This is a genomic window from Hydrogenophaga sp. UC242_50 (assembly GCF_042697355.1).
Classification (GTDB): domain Bacteria; phylum Pseudomonadota; class Gammaproteobacteria; order Burkholderiales; family Burkholderiaceae_C; genus Hydrogenophaga.
Genome location: NZ_CP170553.1, coordinates 2,340,910 through 2,362,996 on the forward strand (window position 1 = coordinate 2,340,910; position 22,087 = coordinate 2,362,996).

At 68.9% G+C, this 22,087-nt stretch carries 23 protein-coding genes and 5 pseudogenes; 18 read left to right on the forward strand and 10 right to left on the reverse strand.

The window, feature by feature from the left end:
* The first annotated feature begins 37 nt into the window (after positions 1-37).
* Together ACFJGX_RS11985 and ACFJGX_RS11990 are read left to right on the forward strand one after the other, a co-directional pair.
* Positions 38-1,072 carry an AraC family transcriptional regulator ligand-binding domain-containing protein gene (locus tag ACFJGX_RS11985; protein ID WP_382328447.1) on the forward strand — a complete coding sequence of 345 codons (1,035 nt, stop codon included), beginning with the start codon at positions 38-40 and terminating at the stop codon, positions 1,070-1,072.
* 228 nt (positions 1,073-1,300) lie between these two features.
* On the forward strand, positions 1,301-1,858 hold the full coding sequence (locus ACFJGX_RS11990; protein WP_382321100.1) for an NYN domain-containing protein: 558 nt from the start codon (positions 1,301-1,303) through the stop codon (positions 1,856-1,858).
* On the opposite strand, the gene ACFJGX_RS11995 is transcribed toward ACFJGX_RS11990, so the two are convergent.
* Together ACFJGX_RS11995 and ACFJGX_RS12000 are read right to left on the reverse strand one after the other, a co-directional pair.
* A complete protein-coding gene (locus tag ACFJGX_RS11995) occupies positions 1,828-2,607 on the reverse strand; it encodes a LysR family transcriptional regulator (RefSeq protein WP_382328676.1) in 780 nt (259 codons plus the stop codon). The two genes, ACFJGX_RS11990 and ACFJGX_RS11995, sit on opposite strands and share 31 nt — an antisense overlap.
* Positions 2,547-2,714, reverse strand: coding sequence for a LysR family transcriptional regulator (locus ACFJGX_RS12000; protein WP_382328449.1), 168 nt, complete (start codon positions 2,712-2,714; stop codon positions 2,547-2,549). Before ACFJGX_RS12000 ends, ACFJGX_RS11995 begins: the two co-directional genes overlap by 61 nt.
* Positions 2,715-2,815: 101 nt before the next feature.
* Here ACFJGX_RS12000 and ACFJGX_RS12005 point away from each other — a divergent pair.
* From ACFJGX_RS12005 to ACFJGX_RS12025, 5 genes and pseudogenes are all read left to right on the forward strand, one after another.
* Positions 2,816-3,244 (forward strand): annotated as a pseudogene (locus tag ACFJGX_RS12005) (Bug family tripartite tricarboxylate transporter substrate binding protein); the annotation flags it as partial.
* 215 nt (positions 3,245-3,459) lie between these two features.
* Positions 3,460-3,537, forward strand: a pseudogene (locus tag ACFJGX_RS12010) (hypothetical protein); the annotation flags it as partial.
* A gap of 118 nt (positions 3,538-3,655) precedes the next feature.
* The gene (locus ACFJGX_RS12015) at positions 3,656-3,802 is read left to right on the forward strand and encodes a hypothetical protein (protein WP_382328678.1); all 147 of its coding nucleotides are present in this window, start codon (positions 3,656-3,658) and stop codon (positions 3,800-3,802) included.
* 10 nt (positions 3,803-3,812) lie between these two features.
* Positions 3,813-4,790: a PDR/VanB family oxidoreductase gene (locus tag ACFJGX_RS12020; RefSeq protein WP_382321096.1), complete on the forward strand. Its 978-nt coding sequence runs from the start codon at positions 3,813-3,815 to the stop codon at positions 4,788-4,790.
* An 18-nt stretch (positions 4,791-4,808) separates the two neighbouring features.
* Entirely contained in the window at positions 4,809-5,918 is a 1,110-nt protein-coding gene (locus ACFJGX_RS12025; RefSeq protein WP_382328451.1) for a Rieske 2Fe-2S domain-containing protein, read from the forward strand.
* A 10-nt stretch (positions 5,919-5,928) separates the two neighbouring features.
* Here ACFJGX_RS12025 and kynA read toward each other — a convergent pair whose 3' ends face one another.
* From kynA to ACFJGX_RS12060, 7 genes and pseudogenes are all read right to left on the reverse strand, one after another.
* Positions 5,929-6,792: a tryptophan 2,3-dioxygenase gene (gene kynA / locus ACFJGX_RS12030; protein WP_382321093.1), complete on the reverse strand. Its 864-nt coding sequence runs from the start codon at positions 6,790-6,792 to the stop codon at positions 5,929-5,931.
* A gap of 2 nt (positions 6,793-6,794) precedes the next feature.
* Complete coding sequence (kynU, locus tag ACFJGX_RS12035; RefSeq protein WP_382328453.1) at positions 6,795-8,078, reverse strand: kynureninase; 1,284 nt, start codon at positions 8,076-8,078, stop codon at positions 6,795-6,797.
* On the reverse strand, positions 8,075-8,704 hold the full coding sequence (gene kynB, locus ACFJGX_RS12040; protein WP_382321091.1) for an arylformamidase: 630 nt from the start codon (positions 8,702-8,704) through the stop codon (positions 8,075-8,077). Before kynB ends, kynU begins: the two co-directional genes overlap by 4 nt.
* Positions 8,705-8,784: 80 nt before the next feature.
* The gene (locus tag ACFJGX_RS12045) at positions 8,785-9,090 is read right to left on the reverse strand and encodes a YkgJ family cysteine cluster protein (protein ID WP_382321089.1); all 306 of its coding nucleotides are present in this window, start codon (positions 9,088-9,090) and stop codon (positions 8,785-8,787) included.
* A complete protein-coding gene (locus ACFJGX_RS12050; RefSeq protein WP_382328455.1) occupies positions 9,087-10,016 on the reverse strand; it encodes a class I SAM-dependent methyltransferase in 930 nt (309 codons plus the stop codon). Before ACFJGX_RS12050 ends, ACFJGX_RS12045 begins: the two co-directional genes overlap by 4 nt.
* Entirely contained in the window at positions 10,016-10,957 is a 942-nt protein-coding gene (gene argF / locus ACFJGX_RS12055; RefSeq protein WP_382328457.1) for an ornithine carbamoyltransferase, read from the reverse strand. Before argF ends, ACFJGX_RS12050 begins: the two co-directional genes overlap by 1 nt.
* Positions 10,954-12,154, reverse strand: a pseudogene (locus ACFJGX_RS12060) (aspartate aminotransferase family protein). The gene argF and the pseudogene ACFJGX_RS12060 overlap by 4 nt, the downstream one beginning before the upstream one ends.
* A 268-nt stretch (positions 12,155-12,422) precedes the next feature.
* Here ACFJGX_RS12060 and ACFJGX_RS12065 point away from each other — a divergent pair.
* Complete coding sequence (locus tag ACFJGX_RS12065) at positions 12,423-12,743, forward strand: DUF3579 domain-containing protein (RefSeq protein ID WP_382156119.1); 321 nt, start codon at positions 12,423-12,425, stop codon at positions 12,741-12,743.
* Positions 12,744-12,880: 137 nt separating this feature from the next.
* Here the strand turns inward: ACFJGX_RS12065 and rpsT are convergent, their stop codons facing one another.
* Positions 12,881-13,180, reverse strand: coding sequence for a 30S ribosomal protein S20 (rpsT, locus tag ACFJGX_RS12070; RefSeq protein ID WP_291120948.1), 300 nt, complete (start codon positions 13,178-13,180; stop codon positions 12,881-12,883).
* 126 nt (positions 13,181-13,306) lie between these two features.
* Between rpsT and murJ the strand changes: the two are divergent.
* The 10 genes and pseudogenes from murJ to ACFJGX_RS12120 all read left to right on the forward strand — a co-directional run bounded on the left by murJ (position 13,307) and on the right by ACFJGX_RS12120 (position 22,046).
* Positions 13,307-14,867: pseudogene (murJ, locus tag ACFJGX_RS12075) on the forward strand (murein biosynthesis integral membrane protein MurJ).
* Positions 14,868-14,896: 29 nt separating this feature from the next.
* Positions 14,897-15,754 carry a SirB1 family protein gene (locus ACFJGX_RS12080; RefSeq protein WP_291120952.1) on the forward strand — a complete coding sequence of 286 codons (858 nt, stop codon included), beginning with the start codon at positions 14,897-14,899 and terminating at the stop codon, positions 15,752-15,754.
* Between the two features lie 120 nt (positions 15,755-15,874).
* Positions 15,875-16,507, forward strand: a complete 633-nt coding sequence (locus tag ACFJGX_RS12085; protein WP_382321081.1) for an NAD-dependent epimerase/dehydratase family protein — start codon at positions 15,875-15,877, stop codon at positions 16,505-16,507.
* A gap of 267 nt (positions 16,508-16,774) precedes the next feature.
* Positions 16,775-17,254 (forward strand): annotated as a pseudogene (locus ACFJGX_RS12090) (FAD-binding protein); the annotation flags it as partial.
* Positions 17,255-17,441: 187 nt separating this feature from the next.
* Positions 17,442-18,251, forward strand: a complete 810-nt coding sequence (locus ACFJGX_RS12095) for a hypothetical protein (RefSeq protein ID WP_382328459.1) — start codon at positions 17,442-17,444, stop codon at positions 18,249-18,251.
* 12 nt (positions 18,252-18,263) lie between these two features.
* The gene (locus tag ACFJGX_RS12100; protein WP_382156127.1) at positions 18,264-18,593 is read left to right on the forward strand and encodes a 4Fe-4S binding protein; all 330 of its coding nucleotides are present in this window, start codon (positions 18,264-18,266) and stop codon (positions 18,591-18,593) included.
* A 27-nt stretch (positions 18,594-18,620) separates the two neighbouring features.
* Positions 18,621-19,670 carry an ABC transporter substrate-binding protein gene (locus tag ACFJGX_RS12105; RefSeq protein ID WP_382328461.1) on the forward strand — a complete coding sequence of 350 codons (1,050 nt, stop codon included), beginning with the start codon at positions 18,621-18,623 and terminating at the stop codon, positions 19,668-19,670.
* A gap of 9 nt (positions 19,671-19,679) precedes the next feature.
* A complete protein-coding gene (locus ACFJGX_RS12110) occupies positions 19,680-20,525 on the forward strand; it encodes an ABC transporter permease (protein ID WP_382321077.1) in 846 nt (281 codons plus the stop codon).
* Positions 20,518-21,273: an ABC transporter permease gene (locus ACFJGX_RS12115; RefSeq protein WP_382321075.1), complete on the forward strand. Its 756-nt coding sequence runs from the start codon at positions 20,518-20,520 to the stop codon at positions 21,271-21,273. Before ACFJGX_RS12110 ends, ACFJGX_RS12115 begins: the two co-directional genes overlap by 8 nt.
* Positions 21,273-22,046, forward strand: a complete 774-nt coding sequence (locus tag ACFJGX_RS12120; RefSeq protein ID WP_382321073.1) for an ABC transporter ATP-binding protein — start codon at positions 21,273-21,275, stop codon at positions 22,044-22,046. Before ACFJGX_RS12115 ends, ACFJGX_RS12120 begins: the two co-directional genes overlap by 1 nt.
* Positions 22,047-22,087: the final 41 nt, after the last annotated feature.

The window sequence follows — 22,087 nt, forward strand, 5'->3', positions numbered from 1 at the left end:
GACCCATTTCCTAGCGATAGCCGAACACCCTGAAACCATGGCAAAAGACCTCAAACAGCGAAAACCTCGGGAAAACCCGGGGGCCTTCATTGCCCCTGTTTTCGTGTTCGGCATGCTCTCCGGGCCGGAAAGCCGGGGCATGAACATGGATGGCTATCTACGTCAAGTCGGGGTGGACCCGCATGCCCTGCGCCAACCCGGCCACCAGGGCGTCACGCCCATGCAGTACGTCGCGCTTTTTTATGCGCTGCTCAACGACATGAAGGACGAATGCATGGGCCTGTTCTCGCGCCCGTTCAAGCCCGGCAGCTTCGCGCTGACGGCGCGCGAAGGCCTGTCCGCGCACGACCTGCGGCGCGCGCTCAAGCGCATGAGCGCGGCGCTCAACCTGCTGCAGGACGACATCTTTTTCTCGCTGCAGGTCAACGGCGACGAAGCCGGCCTGCACATGCAGACCATCGCCCCCGACCACGCCACGCCCGTGTTCGCGCAGGAGACCATGGTGCGCGTGCTCTGGCGCCTGGCCGCCTGGCTGCTGAACGCGCCGCTGCCCATCACGCACTTCGACTTCAGCTACCCCGAGCCCGACGGCCAGGAGGGCTACAACCTCGTGTTCCCCGCGCCCCGGCGCTACGGGCAGGCGGCTTTCGGTTTCTGGTTCAAGGCCAAGGAACTGGACACCCCGGTGAGCCGCGACGAGCCGGCCCTGCGCGTGTTCCTCACCGACGCGTACACGCAGGTCATTTCGCCGCCGCGCGACTTCGGGGCCGTGGCGCAGCGGGTGCGCAACCACCTCATGCGCAGCTACCCGCAATGGCCCTCGCTGGAGGCCGTGGCCGAACACCTGCACACCTCACCATCGAGCCTGCAGCGGCACCTCTCGGCCGAACACACCTCGCTGCAATGGCTCAAGGACGACCTGCGGCGCGACCTCGCGATCTCGCGCCTGTCGTCATCGCGCGTGTCGCTGGTGCAGCTGGCGAGCGAGCTCGGCTTCAGCGACAGCCCGACCTTTCAGCGCGCGTTCAAGAAGTGGACGGGAAAACACTGCGGGGCGTATCGGCGGCGCTGAACGCCGAAGCTATACTTCTTTCGTCGTACAAAAGTGCGATCAGGATTGGCGTCCTGCTGACAGCTTGCGTTTTGAGATGGCTGCAATGTTTCGGCGTTGCGGCCATCATCTTCTTCGTCTGTGCTTTCCTGTTTATGGTGGCCCGGATGGGGAGACGCAAGTCTCGCCGATGGTGCAAGCTGTCTCGGTACGCCAACCTGTTCGGGCCACCGCCACCTCAAAAGGGTGGTGGTGGAACTCATCGCAACAGGAAGGCCCATGAAGCAAGCACCGTTCTTTTTCCCCCGACCGCTCCGACTCGCGTTGCTGATCGACGCCGAGAACATGAGCTGGACATGCTGCGAACCCGTGATGAAGCTGGCGGCCGAACGCGGCCACCTGCTCATCCGCCGCGCGTACGCCGACTGGACCAACCCGCACGTCGCTTCCTGGCGCAAGGTGCTGGAGGCCAACGTGATCCGGCCGGTGCAACAGTTCCACTACCGCCACGGCAAGAACGCCAGCGACTCCGCGTTGATCATGGACATGATGGAAATGCTGCTCGCCCCACAACGCAAGGTGGATGGTTTCTGCATCGTGTCATCGGACAGCGACTACACGGGCGTGGTCACCCGCGCCCGTGAAGCCGATGTGCCGGTCTATGGCTTTGGCCGGCAAGATGCCGCGAAGAGTTTTGTGGCGGCTTGCAATGGGTTTGCGTTTCTGGATCACGGGGCCGATGACAGACACGATGCCGCTCGCTCGCCCAGTGCGAGCTACAGCGACCCGCCCGCCCAGTTCTCCTGAAGAAATTCCAGCAGCGCCTTCACCCGCGCCGTGCCCATCTTGCGGCGCGGCACATAGGCCTTGAACCAGTTTTCCTGCGGCTCGTGTTTGGGCAACAAGGGCACCAGCGTGCCTTTCGCCAGCTCGGCCCCCGCGATGTAGCGCGGCAGCAGCGCCACGCCCAGGCCTTGCAGCGTGGCGCGCAGCACGGTGCGGTTGTCGTCGGCGAGCAGGCGCGGGTGCACGTCGACCGTCACCACGCCGCGCGCGCTCTGAAAGGCCCAGCTGGTGCCGGTAGGCGCGAAGGCGATGCAGGCATGGTCTGCGAGGTCGCGCGGGTGCGTGGGGGTGCCGCGTTCTTTCAGGTACGCCGGCGCCGCGCACAGCACTGGTTGCACGGGGCACAGCGGCACGTCCACCACGCCTTCGTAGCTGGCGGCGCGCCCGCTGATGGCGAGGTCGAAGCCGGCTTCGGCCGGGTTGGTGGAGCGGTCGACCAGCGACAGCTCCAGCGTGATGCGCGGGTGCGTGGCGAGGAAGGCGCAGAACACGTCGCCGAGCTGCTCCATGGTGAGTGTGGTGGGGGCCATCACGCGCAGGTGGCCTTCGGGTTTGCCTTCGTCGCGCCGCACGGCGTGCAGCAGGTCCTCGAACTCGGCCACCACGCCGGCCGCGCGCAGGTGCAGCCTTTCGCCGGCTTCGGTCAGCGTCACCTTGCGCGTGGTGCGCTCGAACAGCCGGGCCTGCAGTTCGGCCTCCAGCTGGGCGATGCGTTCGCGACCACCGAGGGCACCACACCGAGCTGCCGCGCGGCTTCGGAGAAGCCGCCGCAGCGCACGACCTCGACGAAGGTGCGGATGTGGGTGGTGGTGTCCATTTGTTCTTTAAAGAGTCAAGTGATAACCAAAATTGAGTTCAATTATCTTTGATTCAGATCAATAAAATTCGCCTGCCCCATTCGAATCCCAGGAGACAGACATGAAGAGACACCAGTTCCTCGGCGCGTTGCTGGCGGGCGCCGCCGTCCACCTGCTGCCCGGTGCCGCGCTGGCGCAGAGCGGCTACCCGGCCCGGCCGATCCGGATCGTCACGCCGTTCCCGGCGGGCCAGGGGCCGGACGTGCTCTTGCGCAACCTGGCCGAGAAATTGGGGCCGGTGCTGGGGCAGCCGGTGCTGATCGAGAACAAGCCGGGCGCGAGCGGTTTCGTGGCCTTCCAGGCAGCGCGCCTGGCGCCGGCGGACGGCTACACGCTGGTGCACATGGACAGCTTTCACATCGGCACGCAGCCGCACCTGTTCAACAAGCTGCCCTACAGCGCCACGCAAGACTTCGAGCCCGTCACGCCGCTGGTGCGCAACTACTTTTTCGTCGTGGTGCCCACGGCCTCCAAGTGGCAGAGCATGGGCGACCTGATCGCCAGCGCCAAGGCCAAGCCCGATGGCGTGACGTATGGCTCCTGGGGCGTGGCGCAGCCCGGCGCACCTGGGCGGCCTGATGCTGGAGTCGGCCACGGGCACGCGCATGACGCACGTGCCGTACAAGGAGTCTTCGCAGCTCTACACCGGCGTCGCCGAATGGCGAGCTGGACTGGGCGATCGGCTCGGCAGCCTCGGCCGGCGCGATGCTGCAGGCGGGCAAGGTGCGTTTCCTGGCCGCCGCCGCGCCCACGCGCATCGCGGGTTACGACAAGGTGCCGACCGCCGCCGAAACCGGCGCGCCCGCGCCGTGGGCGGTGGGCGGGTGGAACGGCCTGCTCGCGCCCAAGGGCACACCCAGGGACATCGCTGCGCAAGCTCAACGAGGCCATCGCCAAGGTGATGCAGACGCCGGACATGCGCAGCAAGCTGACGCTGTTCACCTACGAGCCTTACACCATGTCGCCCGCCGAGATGGGCAAGCTGATGGAGCAGGAGGTGGCGGCCTGGGGCCCGTTGATCCAGAAGTCCGGCATCAAGCTCGACTGAGGCTTGGACCATGGCACGGCCCAACTTCGACGTGCAGGTCAGCGCCGTGCGGCAGCTGACCGACCGGGTGCGCGAGTTCCAGTTGACCCGGGTGGACGGCAGCCCGCTGCCGTCGTATGCCGCCGGGTCGCACATCGCGCTGCACACGGTCTCGCCCGAGCGCGGGCTGATCGTGCGCCACTACTCGCTGGTGGGCGGCGCGACGCTGGACGACGATGCGCGCCACACCTACCGCATCGCGGTGCAGCGCGAGGACCATGCCCGGGGCTCGGCGCACATCCATGCCACGTTCGAGGTGGGCACGCGCCTGCGGGTCGGGCCGCCGGTGAACAACTTCCCGCTCGACCGGCGCGACCAGAACGTGTTGCTGATCGCGGGCGGCATCGGCATCACGCCCATCTTCTCGATGGTGCGCAGCCTGGCCCGCCGCCGCTGCGACTACCGCGTGTTCTACGCCGGCCGCGAGGCCGCCGGCATGGCCTACCGCGGCGAACTGGCGCAACTCGCGGGCGAGCGCGTGCGCTTCCACCACAGCGACGCGCAGGGCACGCCAGACCTGCAGGCGCTGCTGCGGGCCCAGCCGGCGGGCACCGCCGTGTACGTGTGCGGCCCCAAGCCGATGATCGATGCCACACATGAAGCGGCTGCCGCGCTCGGCTGGGCACCGGAGCGGGTGCGCAGCGAGCGCTTCACCGCCGCGATCTCGGGCGACGCCCGGCCCTTCAGCGTGCACCTGCAGCGCACGGGCAAGACCGTGCAGGTGGGCAGCGACGTGAGCATCCTCGATGCCCTGCTGGCCGAGGGCGTGCCCGTGTTGTGGGACTGCCGGCGCGGCGAATGTGGCCTGTGCCCCTTGCCGGTGGTGAAAGCCGAGGGCGGCATCGAACACCACGACCACTACCTCACCCCCGAAGAGAAGGCCGCCGACGAATCGCTGTGCATCTGCGTGTCGCGCGCGCGCGGCCCGTCGCTCGTGCTGGACGCCTGAACGCTGGAAAGACATCCCATGGACATGATCGTTGAACGCCCCGCCGAGTTCGAAGTGGAACCCTCGCGCGAGTTCGTGCCGGGCGGCTTCGCCGACCACACCACGCCGCTGGTGCGCAACTGCTGGTACGTGGCCGCGCTGGCCAGCGAGGTGACGCGCGAGATCATCAGCCGCCGCCTGCTGGGGGTGGACGTGGCGCTGTACCGCACGCTGGCCGGTGAGCCGGTGGCGGTGCGCAACCGCTGCCCGCACCGCTCGTTTCCGCTGGCCAAGGGCCAGCTGGTGGGCGACGTGCTCATGTGCGGCTACCACGGCATGCGGTTCGACCCCTCGGGCCGCTGCGTGCACATGCCGGCCATGCCCATCGTGCCGACGAACGCCAACGTGCGCAGTTTTCCCACGGTGGAGCGCGGCACGCTGATCTGGATCTGGATGGGCGACGCCGACCACGCGGACGAGTCCCTGGTGCCCGACACCGGCTGGCTGGGCAGTCCCGAGTGGAAGACGGTCAGCGGCGGCTTCCACCTGAAATCCGACTACGTGCGCATGCACGAGAACCTGCTGGACCAGACGCATTTCCCGTTCCTGCACCCGGGCGCCATCGGCACGCCGGAGTACGCGCGCTCGCGGCTGAAGGTGCGCGAGGAGGGCGGCATGGTGATCATCGACCGCGAGCTGCGCGACTCACCGCCGCCCGGCGTGTACGCGATGCCCACGGGCCTGACGGGCCAGCCGGTGGACCGGTTCTCGGACGCGCGCTTCGTCTCGCCCGCGCTGCACACGGCGTACGCGCGCATCGTGGACAACCGCGACCCGAGCGGGCAGCCGCGCACCTACCGCTTCAACATCAGCCACATCTTCACGCCCGAGACGAACCACTCGATCCACTACTGGTGGTTCTGCAGCCGCAACTTCCAGCTGGACGACACCGCCATCGACGAACACCTGCACAGCGCGTCGACCAAGGCCTACCAGGAAGACGTGGACGCGCTGGAGTGGATCATGGATGTGGTGCGCAACGACAGCGAGCCGCAGTTCGACCTGAACTTCGCGCCGGACAAACCGGGGCTGATGATGCGGCAGATCCTGTACCGCCTGGCCGCGGCCGAAGCGGGCGCGAAGGCGTGAGGGACGCGTTTCAGAGGTCGGTGCGCAAACGCCAGATCTCTGGGAACAGCACCACGTCCAGCATCTTGCGCAGGTAGCTCACGCCGCCGGTGCCACCGGTGCCGCGCTTGAAACCGATCACGCGTTCCACCGTGGTCACGTGCCGGAAGCGCCAGAGGCGGAAGGCGTCTTCCAGGTCGGTGAGTTTTTCGCCGAGCTGGTACAGGTCCCAATGGTCCTTGGGGTTGCGGTACACCTGCAACCAGGCCTGCTCGACGGCGTCGCTGGCTTCGTAGGGCTGGGTCCAGTCGCGCTGCGTGTGGCTGGCGGGCACGGCCAGGCCGCGCCGCGCGAGCAGGCGCAGGGCTTCGTCGTAGAGCGATGGCGCTTCGTAGGCGGCCTGCACGACGGCCATGCGCTCGGGGCTGTGGGCGTGCGGCTTGAGCATGGCCGCGTTCTTGTTGCCCATGGCGAATTCGATGCAGCGGTACTGGTGGCTCTGGAAGCCGCTGGACTGCGCGAGGTAGGGCCGCAGCGCGCTGTATTCGGGCGGGGTCATGGTGGCGAGCACGTCCCAGGCGTGCACCAGCTGTTCCATGATCTTCGAGGTGCGCGCGAGCATCTTGAAAGCAGGTTGCAGCTCGTCTTTCGCGATGCTGTGAATGGCGGCGCGCAGCTCGTGCAGCATGAGCTTCATCCAGAGTTCGCTGGTCTGGTGCTGCACGATGAAGAGCATTTCGTCGTGCGCGGGCGAGAGCGGTTTCTGCGCGTTGAGGATGGCGTCGAGCTGCAGGTAGTCGCCGTAGCTCATGTCGCGGCTGAAGTCGAGTTGCGCGCCTTCCTCGTGCACGATGTCTTCGGGCTTCGAGGCCGGATCGGTGTGGTGCGGGCACATGCTCAGGTCACCGCGTGTTTGGTGTTGAATTCGGCGCGCCGCCACTCGCCGGTCTCCAGCACCTGGCGCAGCTCGTCGGCGGCGTTCCACACGTCTTCGAAGCCGATGTAGAGGGGCGTGAAGCCGAAGCGCAGGATGTCTTTGTGGCGCTGGCCATCGCCCGCGCGGAAGTCGCCCACCACGCCGCGCGCGATGAGGGCCTGCACGATGGCGTAGGCGCCTTCGTCCTTCGTGAGGCAGACCTGCGAGCCGCGCTCGGCCGGGTCGAGCGGCGTCGCCAGGCCGATGCCGTGGCCCTGGCAGCGTTCGTCCACGAGTTCGATGAAGAGGTCGGTGAGCGCGAGCGACTTGGTGCGCAGCGCGGCCATGCCGCCATGGGCTTCGGCGGCGAGCAGGGTGTCCACGCCGCATTCGAGCGCGGCCAGGCTGATCATGGGCTGGGTGCCGCACTGGTAGCGCGTGATGCCGGGCGCGGGCCGGTAGTCGGGCGTGAACTCGAAGGGCGTGGCGTGGCCCCACCAGCCGGCCAGGGGCTGCCAGAAGCGGTCGGCGTGGCGCGGGTTGACCCACACGAAGGCCGGCGCGCCCGGGCCGCCGTTGAGGTACTTGTAGCCGCAACCCACGGCGTAGTCGGCGCCCGCGCCGGTCAGGTCCACTGGCACGGCGCCCGCGCTGTGCGCGAGGTCCCACAGCATGAGCGCGCCGGTGGCGTGCGCGGCGGCGGTGATGGCGGGCATGTCGTGCATGGCGCCGGTGCGGTAGTTCACGTGGGTGAGCATGAGCACGGCCACCTCGGGCGTGAGGGCGGCGGGGATTTCTTCGGGCTCCACCAGCATCAGCTCGAAACCGTGCTGCTGGCACAGGGCTTCGGCGATGTAGAGGTCGGTGGGGAAGTTGCTGCGCTCGCTCACGATGCGCCGGCGCTTGGGGTGGTCGACGCTGGCGAGGTCCATCGCGGCCGAGAGCACCTTGAAGAGGTTGACCGAGGTGCTGTCGGTGGCGACCACGGTGCCGGGCTCGGCGCCGATGAGGCGCGCGATCTTGTCGCCCACCTTCTTCGGCTGGGCGAACCAGCCGTGCTTGTTCCAGCTCTGGATGAGGTCGGTGCCCCATTCCTGCGTCACCACCTCGGCCACGCGCGCGGGGGCGCTGCGCGGCATCACGCCGAGCGAGTTGCCGTCGAGGTAGATGGTGCCCTCGGGAATGAAGAAGAGGTCGCGCAGGGCGCGCAGCGGGTCTTGCGCGTCGAGCGCGCGGCAGTCGGCGAGGGTGGGGGCGTTGTTCATGGCAGTTGGCGCAGCACGGCGCGCACGGGGCTGGCGTCGGCGGTGGTGAGTTTGAGGGGCAGGGCGATGAGTTCGTAGTCGCCTTCGGGCACGCCGTCGAGCAGCAGGTTTTCCAGCACGCGCAGGCCGCGCCGGCGGATGGTCTGGTGGCTGTCGAGCGTCTTGCTGCTGGCGGGGTCGATGCTGGCGCTGTCGATGCCGATGAGCAGCACGCCGAGGTCGGCGAGTTGTTCCACGGTGTCGGGCGCGAAGGCGGGCAGGGCGTCGTCGAAGCGGTCCTGCGGCTGGTGTTCGTACACGCGCACGAGCACGCGCTGGGGAAGGTCGGTGAGCGCGTGCGCGATGTGTTCGGGCCTGACCAGCGGGCCGCAGCCGATGGCATGGATCACGCGGCAAGGGCCGAGGAAGGCGTCGAGCGGCACATGGCCGATGGCGGCGCCGTCGGCGTCGTAGTGCAGCGGCGCGTCGGCGTGCGCGCCCACGTGGGGCGAGAGCGTGATGGCGCTGACGTTGACCGGGCAGCCCGGGCCGATGGTGGCGGCCCACTCCTGGGTGTAGGCGGTGTCACCCGGAAAAACCGGGGCGCCGGCGTGCACCGGCGGAGAGATGTCCCAGAGCTGTTTCATGGTGCATGGAAGGTAGCACCCTGAAAAATTCCGTGGTGTCGGTTATTGCCAACAGACCCGGAAAATAGTTGAGGCTTGAATCAAATAAGCGCCGGCAGGCCGTGGCGCTGGCGGGCGCGCGCGCAGGCGTCGCTGCCTTCCTCGAACTCGCGGCAAGGCGAAGGCCGCCATTCGTAGATGCCGCAGACCGCCTTCTGGCCCACCTTGCCGGTGAGGGCGGCGCAGCGGGGCGGCGAATGGTCGGTGCCGCGCAGGCGGGCGGTGTGCTCGGTGACCTCGACCGCCAGCCCGCCAGGCACGCAGCCGCCCATCTCGTCCAGCTCGTGAACGGAGAAATCGACCCGGAAACAGGCGCAGCAGGCGCCGCAACTGGTGCAGGCGCTCATGGAACCCGAGGCGCGAGCGCCGGCGCGCGGTAGACCAGCACCTTGAGCGCGCGCTCGGGCGAGGCGTCGGCAAAGGCCTCGGGGTTGGGCAGGCGCTGTTCGAACACCAGCTCGGGCGCGGCTTCCTGCATCTGCTGCCGCAGGAAGGCGGTGTCGAGCTCGGGCGCGTTGAGGCAGAGCAGCACCCGGCCGCCGGGCAGCAGCAGGTCGGGCAGGCGGCGCATCAGGCGCTGGTAGTCCTTGGTGGCGACGAAGCTGCCCTTCTGGAAGCTCGGCGGGTCGACGATGACCAGGCCGTAGGGGCCGCCGCGGGTGATCTTGCCCCAGGTCTTGAAGATGTCGTGCGCGAGGAAGCTGGCGCCGCCCGCGAGGCCGTTGAGCGGGTGGTTCTGCTGGCCGATGGCGATGGCGCCGCCGCTCATGTCCACGTTGACCACCTGTTTCGCGCCGCCCTGCAGCGCCACCACCGAGAAGGCGCAGGTGTAGGCGAACAGGTTCAGCACCTTTTGTTTGTCGGCATGCTCGCGCACCCATTGGCGGCCTTCGGCCATGTCCAGGAACAGGCCGTGGTTCTGGCCCTTGAGCACGTGCACCAGGAAGCGCGCGCCGCGCTCGCTCACCACGTGGGGTTCGGGCACGGCGCCGGCCATCAGGCGGGTTTCGGTCTGGCTGTCGTGCCGGCACTGGAAGACCCAGTTCAGCGGTTCGCCGGGCGCCACCTGGGTCCAACGTTCGGTCAGCGCGGTGTGCAACACGGCCAGCGTGGCCTCGTTCACGGGTTGGAAGCTGGTCAGCACCCAGACCGGGGGAAAGGCGTCCAGCGCCCACTGCTCGCAGCCCGGGTGCAGGCCGCCCCGGCCGTGGAAGACCCGCCGCGCCTCGGCGGCGGGTTCGAGGCGCGCGATGGCGTCGAGCAGGGCTTGCATCAGGCCAGGCGGCCGAGCAGCAGGTACTCCATCAGGGCCTTCTGGACGTGCATGCGGTTCTCGGCCTCGTCCCAGACGACGGACTGCGGGCCGTCGATCACCTCGGCGCTGACCTCTTCGCCCCGGTGCGCGGGCAGGCAGTGCATGAAGAGGGCGTCGGGCTGGGCGGTGCGCATCATGGCTTCGTCCACGCACCAGCGCTTGAAGGCGGCGCGCCGCACCTCGTTTTCGGCCTCGAAGCCCATGCTGGTCCACACGTCGGTGGTGACGAGGTGGGCGCCCGCGCAGGCTTCGAGCGGGTCCTTGAAAACCTTGTAGCAGTCCGGGTTGCGGATGCCGGCGAGCACCGGGTCCACCTCGTAGCCGCTGGGGGTGCTCACGTGCACCGTGAAGCCCAGCAATTCGGCGGCCTGCAGCCAGGTGTTGGCGATGTTGTTGCCGTCACCGACCCAGGCCACGACCTTGCCCTGGATGGAGCCGCGCCGCTCGATGAACGTGAAGATGTCGGCCAGGATCTGGCAGGGGTGGAACTCGTTGGTCAGGCCGTTGATGACCGGCACGCGCGAGTGCGCCGCGAAGGCTTCGATCTTGCTCTGCTCGAAGGTGCGGATCATCACGATGTCGACCATGCGGCTGATCACGCGCGCGCTGTCCTCGATGGGCTCGGCGCGGCCGAGCTGGCTGTCGCCGGTGGTCAGGTGCACCACCGAGCCGCCCATCTGGTACATGCCGGCCTCGAAGCTCACGCGGGTGCGCGTGCTGGCCTTCTCGAAGATCATGGCCAGGGTGCGGTCGGGGTCGGCGAAGGGCTGGTACTTCTCGACCGCCTTGAACTTGCGCTTGATGAAGGCCGCGCGCTCGAACAGGTAGGCGTAGGTGGCGGCGTCGAGGTCCTTGAACTGCAGGTAGTGCGGGATCGTCATGGCGGGGGCGGCGCTCATTCGGCCAGGAAGGCGTGGATCAGCGGCAGCAGGATGGCGGCCACCTCGTCGGCCTCGGCCGTGGTCATGATCAGCGGGGGCACCATGCGGATCACGCTGTCGGCCGTGACCGAGAGCAGCAGGCCGGCGTCGGCGGCGCGCTGGGTGATCACGCCGCAGGGCTTGGTGAGCTCGATGCCGATCATCAGGCCCTGGCCGCGGATCTCCTTCACGCCGGCCTTGCCGATCAGGTCCTTTTCCAGCACGGTGCGCAGGTGCTGGCCCACGCGGGCGGCGTTCTCCAGCAGGCCTTCCTCTTCCATGATGCGGATGGTCTCGACCCCGGCGCGCATGGCCAGGCGGGTTGCCACCGAAGGTGGTGCCGTGGTTGCCGGGCTGGAAGATGTTGGCGGCCTTGGGGCCGGCCACGACCGCGCCGATCGGCACGCCCGAGCCCAGGCCCTTGGCCAGCGGCATCACGTCGGGCACGATGCCGGCCCACTGGTGGGCGAACCACTTGCCGGTGCGGCCCATGCCGCACTGCACTTCGTCGATCATCAGCAGCCAGTCGTTGGCGTCGCACAGGGCGCGCACGTCCTTCAGGTACTGCGAGCGCATCGGGTTCACGCCGCCTTCGCCCTGGATGGTCTCGAAGAACACGGCGACCACGTTGGGGTTGCCGGCGGTGGCCTTCTTCAGCGACTCGATGTCGTTGAGCGGCACGCGGATGAAGCCTTCGACCAGCGGGCCGAAGCCGGCCTGCACCTTGGGGTTGCCGGTGGCCGAGAGGGTGGCGATGGAACGGCCGTGGAAGGCTTTCTCGTAGACCACGATCTCGGGGCGCTCGATGCCCTTGTCGTGGCCGTACTTGCGCGCCAGCTTGAGCGCGGCCTCGTTGGCTTCCAGGCCGGTGCTGCAGAAGAACACGTTGGTCATGCCCGAGCGCTCCACCAGCATCTGCGCGAGGTGTTCCTGGTCAGGCACGTGGTAGTAGTTGCTGGAGTGGATCAGCTTGGCGATCTGGTCCTGCAGAGCGGGCACCAGTTTGGGGTGGCCGTGGCCCAGGGTGTTGACGGCGATGCCGCCCAGCGCGTCCAGGTACTCCTTGCCGTTGGTGTCCCACAGGCGCACGCCTCGGCCGTGTGACATCGCGATCGGCAGGCGGCCGTAGGTGTTCATCACGTGGGGCGAGGCGACGGGCTTGAGGGCGGCGTTCATGCAGGGACTCCGGTGGGAAGGGCCAAAAAGAAAGCGGCTCAACGAAGGTTGAGCCGTTGAAGCGCGATTTTAGGGGCAGCGGGCGGGCATCATCATTGCTTGTTGGGCATCGCTGAAATGCGCCCGGTGTACGCTAGCGGGTCCGGGTTATCCCTCGTTCCAAGTCTTATATAAGATAGAATACCTGCCTCCTGCCCCGGCGAGCGATCCTCGGTCCGGCGGCGGCATTCTTCCAGTCGAGCCCTCCATCCGAAGGCCTCTCCCCCCGATGGTTTCACCGACAGCCAAACAAGTTTTCATCCAGGGTGTCACGAAGGACGGCCGCACGTTCCGACCCAGTGACTGGGCCGAGCGCCTGGCCGGGGTGATGAGCTCGTTCCGCCCCGGGGGCGCCACCCCCGGCAGCCACCTGAGCTACTCCCCCTGGTGCGTGCCCAACAACATCAACGGCATCAAGTGCGTGGTGGTGCATGCGGACCTGCGCGAGGCCGAGCCCATGGCCTGGGACTTCTGCATGAACTTCGCGCGCGACAACGGCCTGCAGGTGGTCGAGGCCTGCCTCCTCCCCGATCCCCCGTCCAAGACCTGATCCCCCCGCTTTTGGCGCGGGCAACAAAAAAGCCGTCTTGCGACGGCTTTTTTGCTTTTGCTGGCAGCGCACCCGTTTCAAACGGCAGGCCTTGGGGGCCCGGGCTGGTGGTCTGGCGGGGCCAGACCGGGGCGGGTTCAGGCAGCGGCTGCTGCGAGACCCTTGACTTTGGCCGACAGGCGGCTCTTGTCGCGCGCGGCCTTGTTCTTGTGGAAGATGCCCTTGTCGGCGACGATGTCGACGACTTTCTGCATCTTGGCGAACAGTTCGGTCGCCTTGGCTTTGTCACCGGTCAGAACGGCTTTTTCAACGTTCTTGACGGCGGTGCGGTATTTGGAGCGCAGCGAGGTGTTGGCTGCATTGATCTTGACGTCCTGGCGCACGCGTTTGCGGCCAGACGCCAGGCGGGGGTTCTTTTTCTTCGGCTTGGTTGCCATGGTGAGTTCCTTCGGTGTTTGGGGATGATGCCAGCAAAGCCCGCGATTTTAGCACGGCCTGCCGGGCTGGCAAGGGTGGCCGGCCGGGCGGGGGGAGGGGGCGATCCCGGTCGTTACACTCGCCGCGTGACCCTTTTCAAGTCCGCCTCCCTCGTTTCGCTGCTCACGCTGGCGTCCCGCATCACCGGCCTGGTGCGCGAACTGCTGATGGCGGCGACCTTCGGCGCCAGCGCGCTGACCGACGCCTTCAACGTCGCTTTCCGCATCCCCAACCTGCTGCGCCGGCTGTTCGCCGAGGGCGCGTTCAGCCAGGCGTTCGTGCCGGTGCTGGCCGGCGTGCGGGAAAAAGAGGGCGACGACGCCACCCGGGTGCTGGTGAACCAGATCGCCACCGTGCTGGCCTGGGCGCTCACCGCCACTTGCGTGCTGGGCGTGGTGGGCGCGCCGGTGCTGGTCTGGGCCATGGCCAGCGGCCTGGACGACCCCGGCTTCGACGCCGCCGTGTTCATGACGCGCTGGATGTTCCCCTACATCGCCTTCATGTCCTTCGTGGCGCTGTCGGCCGGCATTCTGAACACCTGGAAACGTTTCGCGGTGCCGGCGGCCACGCCGGTGCTGCTCAACGTGGCCATGATCGCCGCCGCCGGCTGGGGCGCGCCCTGGTTCGCTTCGCTGGGCATCGAGCCCATCTACGCCATGGCCGGGGGCGTGCTGCTGGGCGGCACCCTGCAGCTGGGCGCGCAGATCCCGGCGTTGCGCCGGCTGGGCCTGCTGCCGCGCGTGAGCCTGCGCTGGTCGGCGCTGAAAACCGCCTGGCACCACCCCGGCACCCGCCGGGTGACCACCCTCATGCTGCCGGCGCTGCTGGGCGTGAGCGTGGCGCAGATCTCCCTGCTGATCAACACCCAGATCGCCTCGCACCTGGGCGCCGGCAGCGTGAGCTGGCTGACCTACGCCGACCGCCTGATGGAATTCCCCACCGCCATGCTGGGCGTGGCGCTGGGCGTGGTGCTGCTGCCGCAGCTGGCGGCGGCCAAGGCGTCCGACGACGCGGACCGCTACAGCGGCCTGCTCGACTGGGGCCTGCGCCTGGTGGTGCTGCTGGCCGTGCCCTGCGCGGTGGCGCTGCTCACCTTCGCCCACCCCCTGGTGGCCGTGCTGTACCACTACGGGGCGTTCACCGGTGCCGACGTGCAGCGCACCGCCACCGCCCTGATGGGCTACGGCGCCGGCCTGATCGGCCTGGTCGCGATCAAGGTGCTGGCGCCGGGCTTCTACGCGCGGCAGGACATCCGCACGCCGGTGAAGATCGCCATTGGCGTGCTGGTGCTCACCCAGGTGCTCAACGTCCTGCTGGTGCCCCGGCTGGCCCACGCCGGGCTGGCGCTGGCGATCGGCATCGGCGCCATGGTCAATGCCCTGTTCCTGCTGGTGGGGCTGATCCGCCGGGGCGCTTACAAACCGTCACCGGGCTGGGCCCGCTTCGGCATGCAGGTGCTGGCGGCCAGCGCCTTGCTGGCGGTGTTCCTGATGTGGGTGGCGGCGCGCTTCAACTGGCTGGGCTTCGAAGGCCAGGCCCTGCAGCGCGTGGGCCTGCTCACGCTGTGCGTGCTGGGCGGGGATGTTGGTCTATTTCCTCACGCTGCTGCTGGCGGGGTTGAACCTGAGGCAGTTCGTCAGAAAATGACGTAATCTGCGGAAACCGGATTCCCCACCATGCCGACCGCGTACGAATACCCCGCGCCGACCCCCCTGGGCTACTTTGCCGCCCTGGTGGGCGACGACGAGGCTTTGCCCCTGTTCGAGGCGGCCACGGCCGTGGCCCAGGACGAATACCCCGACCTCGACGTGCAGCAGGTGCTGGGCGATGTGGATCAGATGCTCGCGCGCGTGCGCCGGCGCTGCGCCGCCGACGCCGGGCCGCTGCAGCGGCTGCGCACGCTCAACCAGTTCTTCTTCCGCGACATGGGGTTCGGCGGTAACGTCAACAACTACTACGACCCCGACAACAGCTTTCTCAACGCCGTGCTGCGCACGCGCCGGGGCATTCCCATCACGCTGGCCGTGCTCTGGCTGGAGCTGGCCCAGGGCCTGGGCCTGAAGGCGCGTGGCGTCAACTTTCCCGGCCACTTCATGGTCAAGGTCAACCTGCCCAATGGCCAGGTGGTGATCGACCCCTTCACCGGCCAGTCGCTCAGCCGCGAGGACCTCTCGGAACGGCTGGAGCCCTACAAGCGCCGCAACGGCCTGGTGGACGACTTCGACGTGCCGGTGGGCCTGTACCTGCAGGCCGCCACGCCGCGCGAGATCCTGGCGCGCCTGCTGCGCAACCTCAAGGAAATCCACCGCACGCAGGAAGACTGGCTGCGCCTGATCGCCGTGCTGGACCGCCTGCTCATCCTGTTGCCCGACGCCTGGATCGAGTACCGCGACCGGGGCCTGGCCTGGGCCGAGATGGGCGACGTGCGCCTGGCCGTGGGCGACCTGGAAACCTACGTGGAACACGCCGACGACACGCTGGACCGCGACGCCATCGCCCAGCGCCTGCAGGAACTGCGCCGCGCGCTCAACTGAGCCGCCGCCCGCCCGCGGGGGCGGGGATGTGTCGCCATGTAATTCCGTTTGACGCGAGCGGGCCGCGCAGGGACCATGCGCGCCAACCCCCGCCGATCCGGCGACAAGAAAAACGACGGTATGAAACAACTGATGCTGGTGGGCGCCACCGGTCTGGTGGGCAGCCATGTGCTGCGACAGGCCCTGGCCGACCCCGCCGTGGAACGCGTGGTCGCGCCGACCCGCCAGCCGCTGGCCCCACACCCCAAACTGCTCAACCCCGTGGTGGACTTCGAGCGCCTGCCCGAAGACGCCGAGTGGTGGCGGGTGGATGCGGTGATCTGCACCCTGGGCACCACCATCCGCGCGGCGGGCTCGCAGGCCGCTTTCTACAAGGTGGACCACGACCACCCGCTGGAGGTGGCCTACCTCGCGCGCCGCCATGGCGCGCGGGCCTTCGCCCTGAACTCCGCGCTGGGGGCCGATGCGCGTTCGCGCGTGTTCTATTCGCGCACCAAGGGCGAGGTCGAGCGCGACCTGCAGGCCGTGGGCTACCCCTCGCTCACGCTGGTGCGCCCGGGTCTGATCGACGGCCAGCGGGCGCAGAGCCGGCCTCTGGAGCGGCTGGCGGTGCTGGTCTCGCGTGGCGTGCAGCCCCTGCTGCCGCGGCGCTACCGCGTGGTGCCGGCCGAGCGCATCGCGCACCACCTGCTGCAGGCCGCGCTGGCGGCGGCGCCGGGCGTGCACGTGCTGCCGTCCGAAGCGCTGATCTGAGCGGCGGCCGCGGCGCGGCTGCTTTTTTTCGCATATGGAAACTCGGAATCGATCGTTGTTGATGCGCTGACCCGTTCCTAGACTGCCTCCTCTGAACACATTTGTTGGAGAGCAGACGATGGCGCAACGTGGCCTTTCTTCCCCCGCTGTTGAGCGATGCCGCCGGGCAGCAGCAGATCGAGACCGATGTCCTGGTGATCGGGGGCGGGCCGGCGGGCGCCTGGGCGGCCATCGCGGCCGCCCGCGCGCGGCGCCAGCGTGACCCTGGTGGAGAAGGGCTTCTGCGGCACCTCCGGCGCCACCGCGCCCTCGGGCACCGGCCTGTGGCACGTGCCGCGCGACGCGGCCGCGCGCGAGAAGGCCAAGGCCAGCCGCTACGCCATGGGCGGTGAACTGGCCGAGCACGCCTGGATGGACCGTGTGCTCGAACAAACCTGGCTCAACACCGAGACGCTCACGGAATGGGGCTACCCCTTCCCGATCGACACCGAAGGCCAGCTGCAGCGCACCTCGCTGCAGGGGCCGGAGTACATGCGCCTGATGCGCAAGAAGGTGAAGGAGTCGGGTGCCCGCGTCCTCGACCACAGCCCGGCGCTGGAGCTGCTGACCGACGAGAACGGCGATGTGGCCGGCGCCACCGGCCTCACGCGCACCACGGGTGAGACCTGGGTGGCGCGGGCCGGCGCGGTGGTGATCACCACCGGCGGCTGCGCCTTCCTGAGCCGGGCGCTGGGCTGCAACGTGCTCACCGGCGACGGTTACCTGATGGGCGCCGAAGTCGGCGCCGAGCTCTCGGGCATGGAGTTCTCCAACGCCTACGGTCTGGGGCCTTCGTTCTCCTCCGTCACCAAGTCCCTGTTCTACAACTGGGCCACCTTTTACGACCGCGACGGCGCTGCGCATCGAGGGCGCGGGCTCGTCGCGCGGCCGCAGCGTGATCGCGCGCACGCTGCAGACGCAGCCGGTGTTCGCCTGTCTGGACCGGGCCGACGCCGAGATCCGCGCCTGGATGCGCCACGCGCAGCCCAATTTCTTCGTGTCCTTCGACCGCCAGGGCATCGACCCGTTCAAGGACCACTTTCCGGTGGCCCTGCGGCTGGAAGGCACGGTGCGCGGCACCGGCGGCCTGCACGTGATCGGCGACGACTGCGCGACCTCGGTGCCCGGCCTGTACGCGGCCGGCGACGCCGCCACTCGCGAGCTGATCTGCGGCGCCTTCACCGGCGGCGGCAGCCACAACGCGGCCTGGGCCATGTCGTCCGGTTTCTGGGCCGGCGCGGGCGCGGCCGATTTCAGCCATGGCGCGCGCAGCCTGGCCAGGCGCCGCCTGCACCGTGCGGGCACCGCCGGTATCCAGGAAGGCGGGGCCCCGGCCTGGGACCCGGAAGAACTGGTGCGCGCGGTGCAGGCCGAGGTGTTCCCCTACGAACGCAACTGGACGCGCCGCGCCGACCTGCTGGAAGACTCGCTGCAGCGGCTCGACGCCCAGTGGGCGCGCGTGCGCCACGCCAGCGCGCCGAGCCTGCAGCAGGCGGTGCGCGCACGCGAGGCCGTGCGCAATGCTGCGCACCTCGCGCTGGATGTACCGCAGCGCCCTGCAGCGCACCGAGACGCGCGGCATGGCCCGCCGGCAGGACCACGCCGGCCTGGACCTGGGCCAGCGGCACCGTCTCGTCAGCGGCGGCCTGGACGAGGTCTGGGTGCGCCCGCAAACCGTTCGCCAACCGGTCAATCTGGACCTTGAAAGGCTCGCCGCATGATCGAAATCGTCAGCCCCGAACGCTGCACCGGCTGCAACATCTGTGTGAGCGCCTGCCCCACGCAGGTGTTCGAGGCGGTGCCCGGCGGCATCCCGCGCATCGCGCGCCAGTCGGACTGCCAGACCTGCTTCATGTGCGAGCTGTACTGCCCGACCGATGCGCTGTACGTCGCGCCGGTGGCGGACCACGCCGTCACCGTGGCCGAGGAGGGCACCGAGGTGCGGCAATGGATCGGCAGCTACCGCCGCGCCGTCGGCTGGGGCAAGGACCGCCAGCCCACCGCCGCGCTCGATGCGAGTTTTGAACTGCTGCGGCGCGCGCACTGAATCTTCCCTATCCCACGAGAACCCACCATGACTTTCTGGAAACACCTGGCGGCCTTCGCGCTCGCCGCCACCGCCGCTTTCGGCGCCCACGCGCAGGCCCAGCCCGAGACCATCCGCTTCGGCGGTTTCGGCCAGGGCTTCGGCCAGCCCCACGGCGTGGCCTTGCTCGCCATCGCGCAGGGCAAGGGCTTCATCGCCGACGAGTTCAAGGGCACGCCCGTGAAGCTCAGCTTCGAGTATTTCACCGGCACCGGTCCTGCGATCAACGAGGCCATCGCCAACAACCGGCTCGACGTCGCGCAGTACGGCTCGCTGCCCAACATCATCGGCAAGGCCGGCGGCCTGCCCACGCGCATCCTCGCGTCCTACGGCTACACCACCGTCTTCGGGCTGGCCCGCAAGGACCTGGAGGTCAACTCGTTCAAGGACCTCAAGGGCCGCAAGGTGGCGGTGGCCAAGGGCACGGTGCTGCACTGGGCGCTGCTCAAGGCCCTGCAGGACAACGGCCTGACGCTGCGCGACATCCAGCTGGTCGACCTCAAGACCGCCGACCAGCTCGCGGCCCTGAGCGCCGGCAGCGTGGACGCGGCGGTGGGCTCCAGCAGCCTGCTGACCCTGCGCGACAAGGGCGTGGGCAAGGTGTTCTATTCGTCCAAGGACCAGGGCGCGAAAGCCTCGGGCTTCGGCGGCATCCTGGTGAGCGAGACCTTCGAGAAGCAGTACCCCGACGCCACGCAGCGCATCGCCAACGGCCTGGTGAAAGCCGCCCACTGGCTGGGCCAGGAGGCCAACCGCGACGAGGCCTACCGCATCTGGACGCTCTCGGGCATGCCCTACCAGGCCTTCAAGGACGACTACGACGGCGTCTCGCTCAAGGAAGCCTTCAACCCGCGCGTGGACGCCTTCCTGCTCAGCCAGTACGACGACGCGATCGACTTCACCAAGGACAACAAGCTGATCCGCAACGACATCGACGTGGCGAAGTGGGCCGCACCGCAGTACGTGGAGAACGCGCTGCGCGCCCAGGGCCTGCAGACCTACTGGACGAACCGCGCTGCCCTCGTGGCGCGCCGCTGAGGCCGATCCATGGCGGCCCTCGAACACCTGGCCGACGGGGTCGGCGCCTCGCCGCTGCCGCGCACCGCGGCTTGGCCCTGGCGCACCGCGTTGCCGGCCCCGCTGCGGCGCCTGCTGCTGGCGCTGGCCCTGCCGGCCGCCATCGTCGCGCTCTGGCAGTGGGCGGCGGTGCGGGGCTGGGTGCCGCCACAGATCCTGCCGGCGCCCGCGCTGGTCTGGGACACCTTCCTGGAACTGGCGCGCGGCGGTGAACTGCTCGACGGCTTCCTCATCAGCCTGCAGCGCATCGGCTCGGGCCTGGCCCTCGGCGGGCCGCTGGGGCTGGCGCTGGGCATCTGGCTGGGCGTGTCGGCGCGCGCGCGCAGCCACCTGGAGCCCACGCTGCGCGCGCTGTTCGCCGTGCCCACGCTGGGCTGGATTCCCATCCTCATCCTGATCTTCGGCATCGACGAGGCGCTCAAGGTCATCGTGATCGCCAAGGCCGTGATGGTGCCCGTGGTGCTCAACACCTCGCGCGGCATCCGGAACATTCCGGTGGCCTACCTCGAAGCCGCGCGCGTGCTGCGCCTGCGGCCCTGGACGCGCCTGACCCGCCTCACGCTGCCGGCCTGCCTGCCCACCGTGTTCAGCGGTTTCCGCTTGGGCCTGAGCCATGCCTTCATCGCGCTCATCGTGGTGGAGATGCTCGCGGCCACCGAAGGCATCGGCTACATGATGGTCTGGGGCCGCAAGCTGTTCCAGCTCGACATCGTGATCGTCGGCATCGTGGTCGTGGGGGTGGCGGGCTATGCGCTGGACCTGCTGCTGCGCCGGCTCGAACGCGGCCTGAGCCGCTGGGCGCCCGGCCATGGCTGAGACCCGCATCCCCCCGGGCGCCTGGCTGCCGCTTGCCATCGGCGCGGCCTGGCTGCTGCTGGTCGACACCGGTGCCATTGCCCACCCGCTGATGGTGCCGCTGCACGAGGTGCTGGCCGCGCCGTTTTTCGACGAACAGGGCCGCCAGATCTGGTCGGCCGCCGCCAGCAGCCTGGTGCGCGTGGCACTGGGCTTTCTCATCGGCGCCAGCCTGGGCATCGCCGTGGGCGTGGCCGTCGGTCTGTCGCGACCGGCGCAACTGGCCGTCGCGCCCACCGTGCACGGCCTGCGCCAGGTCGCGCTGTTCGCCTGGATTCCCTTGCTCACCGCCTGGTTCGGCAACGGCGATCTGGTGAAGATCGTGTTCATCTCGATCTCCACCTTCTTCCCGGTCTTCCTCAACACCGAGCAGGGCGTGCGCGGCATCGCGCCGGCCTACCGCGAGGTGGCCGCGATCGTGCGGCTTGGGCCCTGGCTGCGGCTGCGCCGGCTGGTGCTGCCCGCGATCCTGCCCTCGGTGCTGACCGGCGTGGAGCTCGCGCTGCTGACGGCCTGGATCGGCACCGTGGGTTCCGAATACGCGATCGGCACCGGCCGGGGCATCGGCGCCTACCTCGCCACCGCGCGCGACGTGTTCCGCATGGACCTGGTGCTGATCGGTGTGCTGGTGATGGCCCTGGTGGGTTACGGCCTGAGCCGCGTCGCGCAGCTTCTTTTCCTGCGCCTCATTCCCTGGAGAACCCGCTGATGAGCACCCCCACCCTGGAGGCGGTCGCCCCCACCGCCCTGAGCCTGCGCAACGTGGGCAAGACCTACCGGATCGAGGGGCAGGACCTGCCGGTGCTGCAGCGCATCGGCCTGGAGATCGCGCGCGGCGAGTTCCTGGGCATCGTCGGTGCCTCGGGCTGTGGCAAGTCCACGCTGCTGCGCCTGATCGCGGGGCTGGACGACCGCTTCGATGGCGACATCCTGATCGATGGCGAACCGGTGGCCGGGCCGGGCGTGGAGCGCAGCCTGGTGTTCCAGGACCACCGCCTGTTTCCCTGGCTCAACGTCACGGACAACATCGGCCTGGGGCTCGACAGCCTGGACCTGAGCCGGCGCGAGCGCGAGGCGCGCATCCGCGAACAGCTCGAACTCGTGGGCCTCACGGGGTTCGCGCAAGCCTGGCCGCACCAGCTCTCGGGCGGCATGGCGCAGCGCGCGGCCATCGCTCGCGCGCTGGTCTCGCGGCCGGACATCCTGCTGATGGACGAGCCCTTCGGTGCGCTCGATTCGATCACCCGGGCTCACATGCAGGAAGAACTGCTGCGCATCTGGCGCGAGCGGCGCATCACCGTGGTGATCGTCACGCACGACGTGGACGAGGCTGTGTTCCTGGGCGACCGCGTGGCGGTGATGGAGCCCCGGCCGGGCCGGGTGCAGAGCGTGATCGAGGTGGACCTGCCACGCCCGCGCGAGCGCACGGGCACGGCCTTCAATCAGATCAAGCAGCGCGTGCTCGGGCAGCTCAAGCGCTGAAACGGAGCACCCCCTGCGCGGCTTCGCCGCTCCCCCCTGAA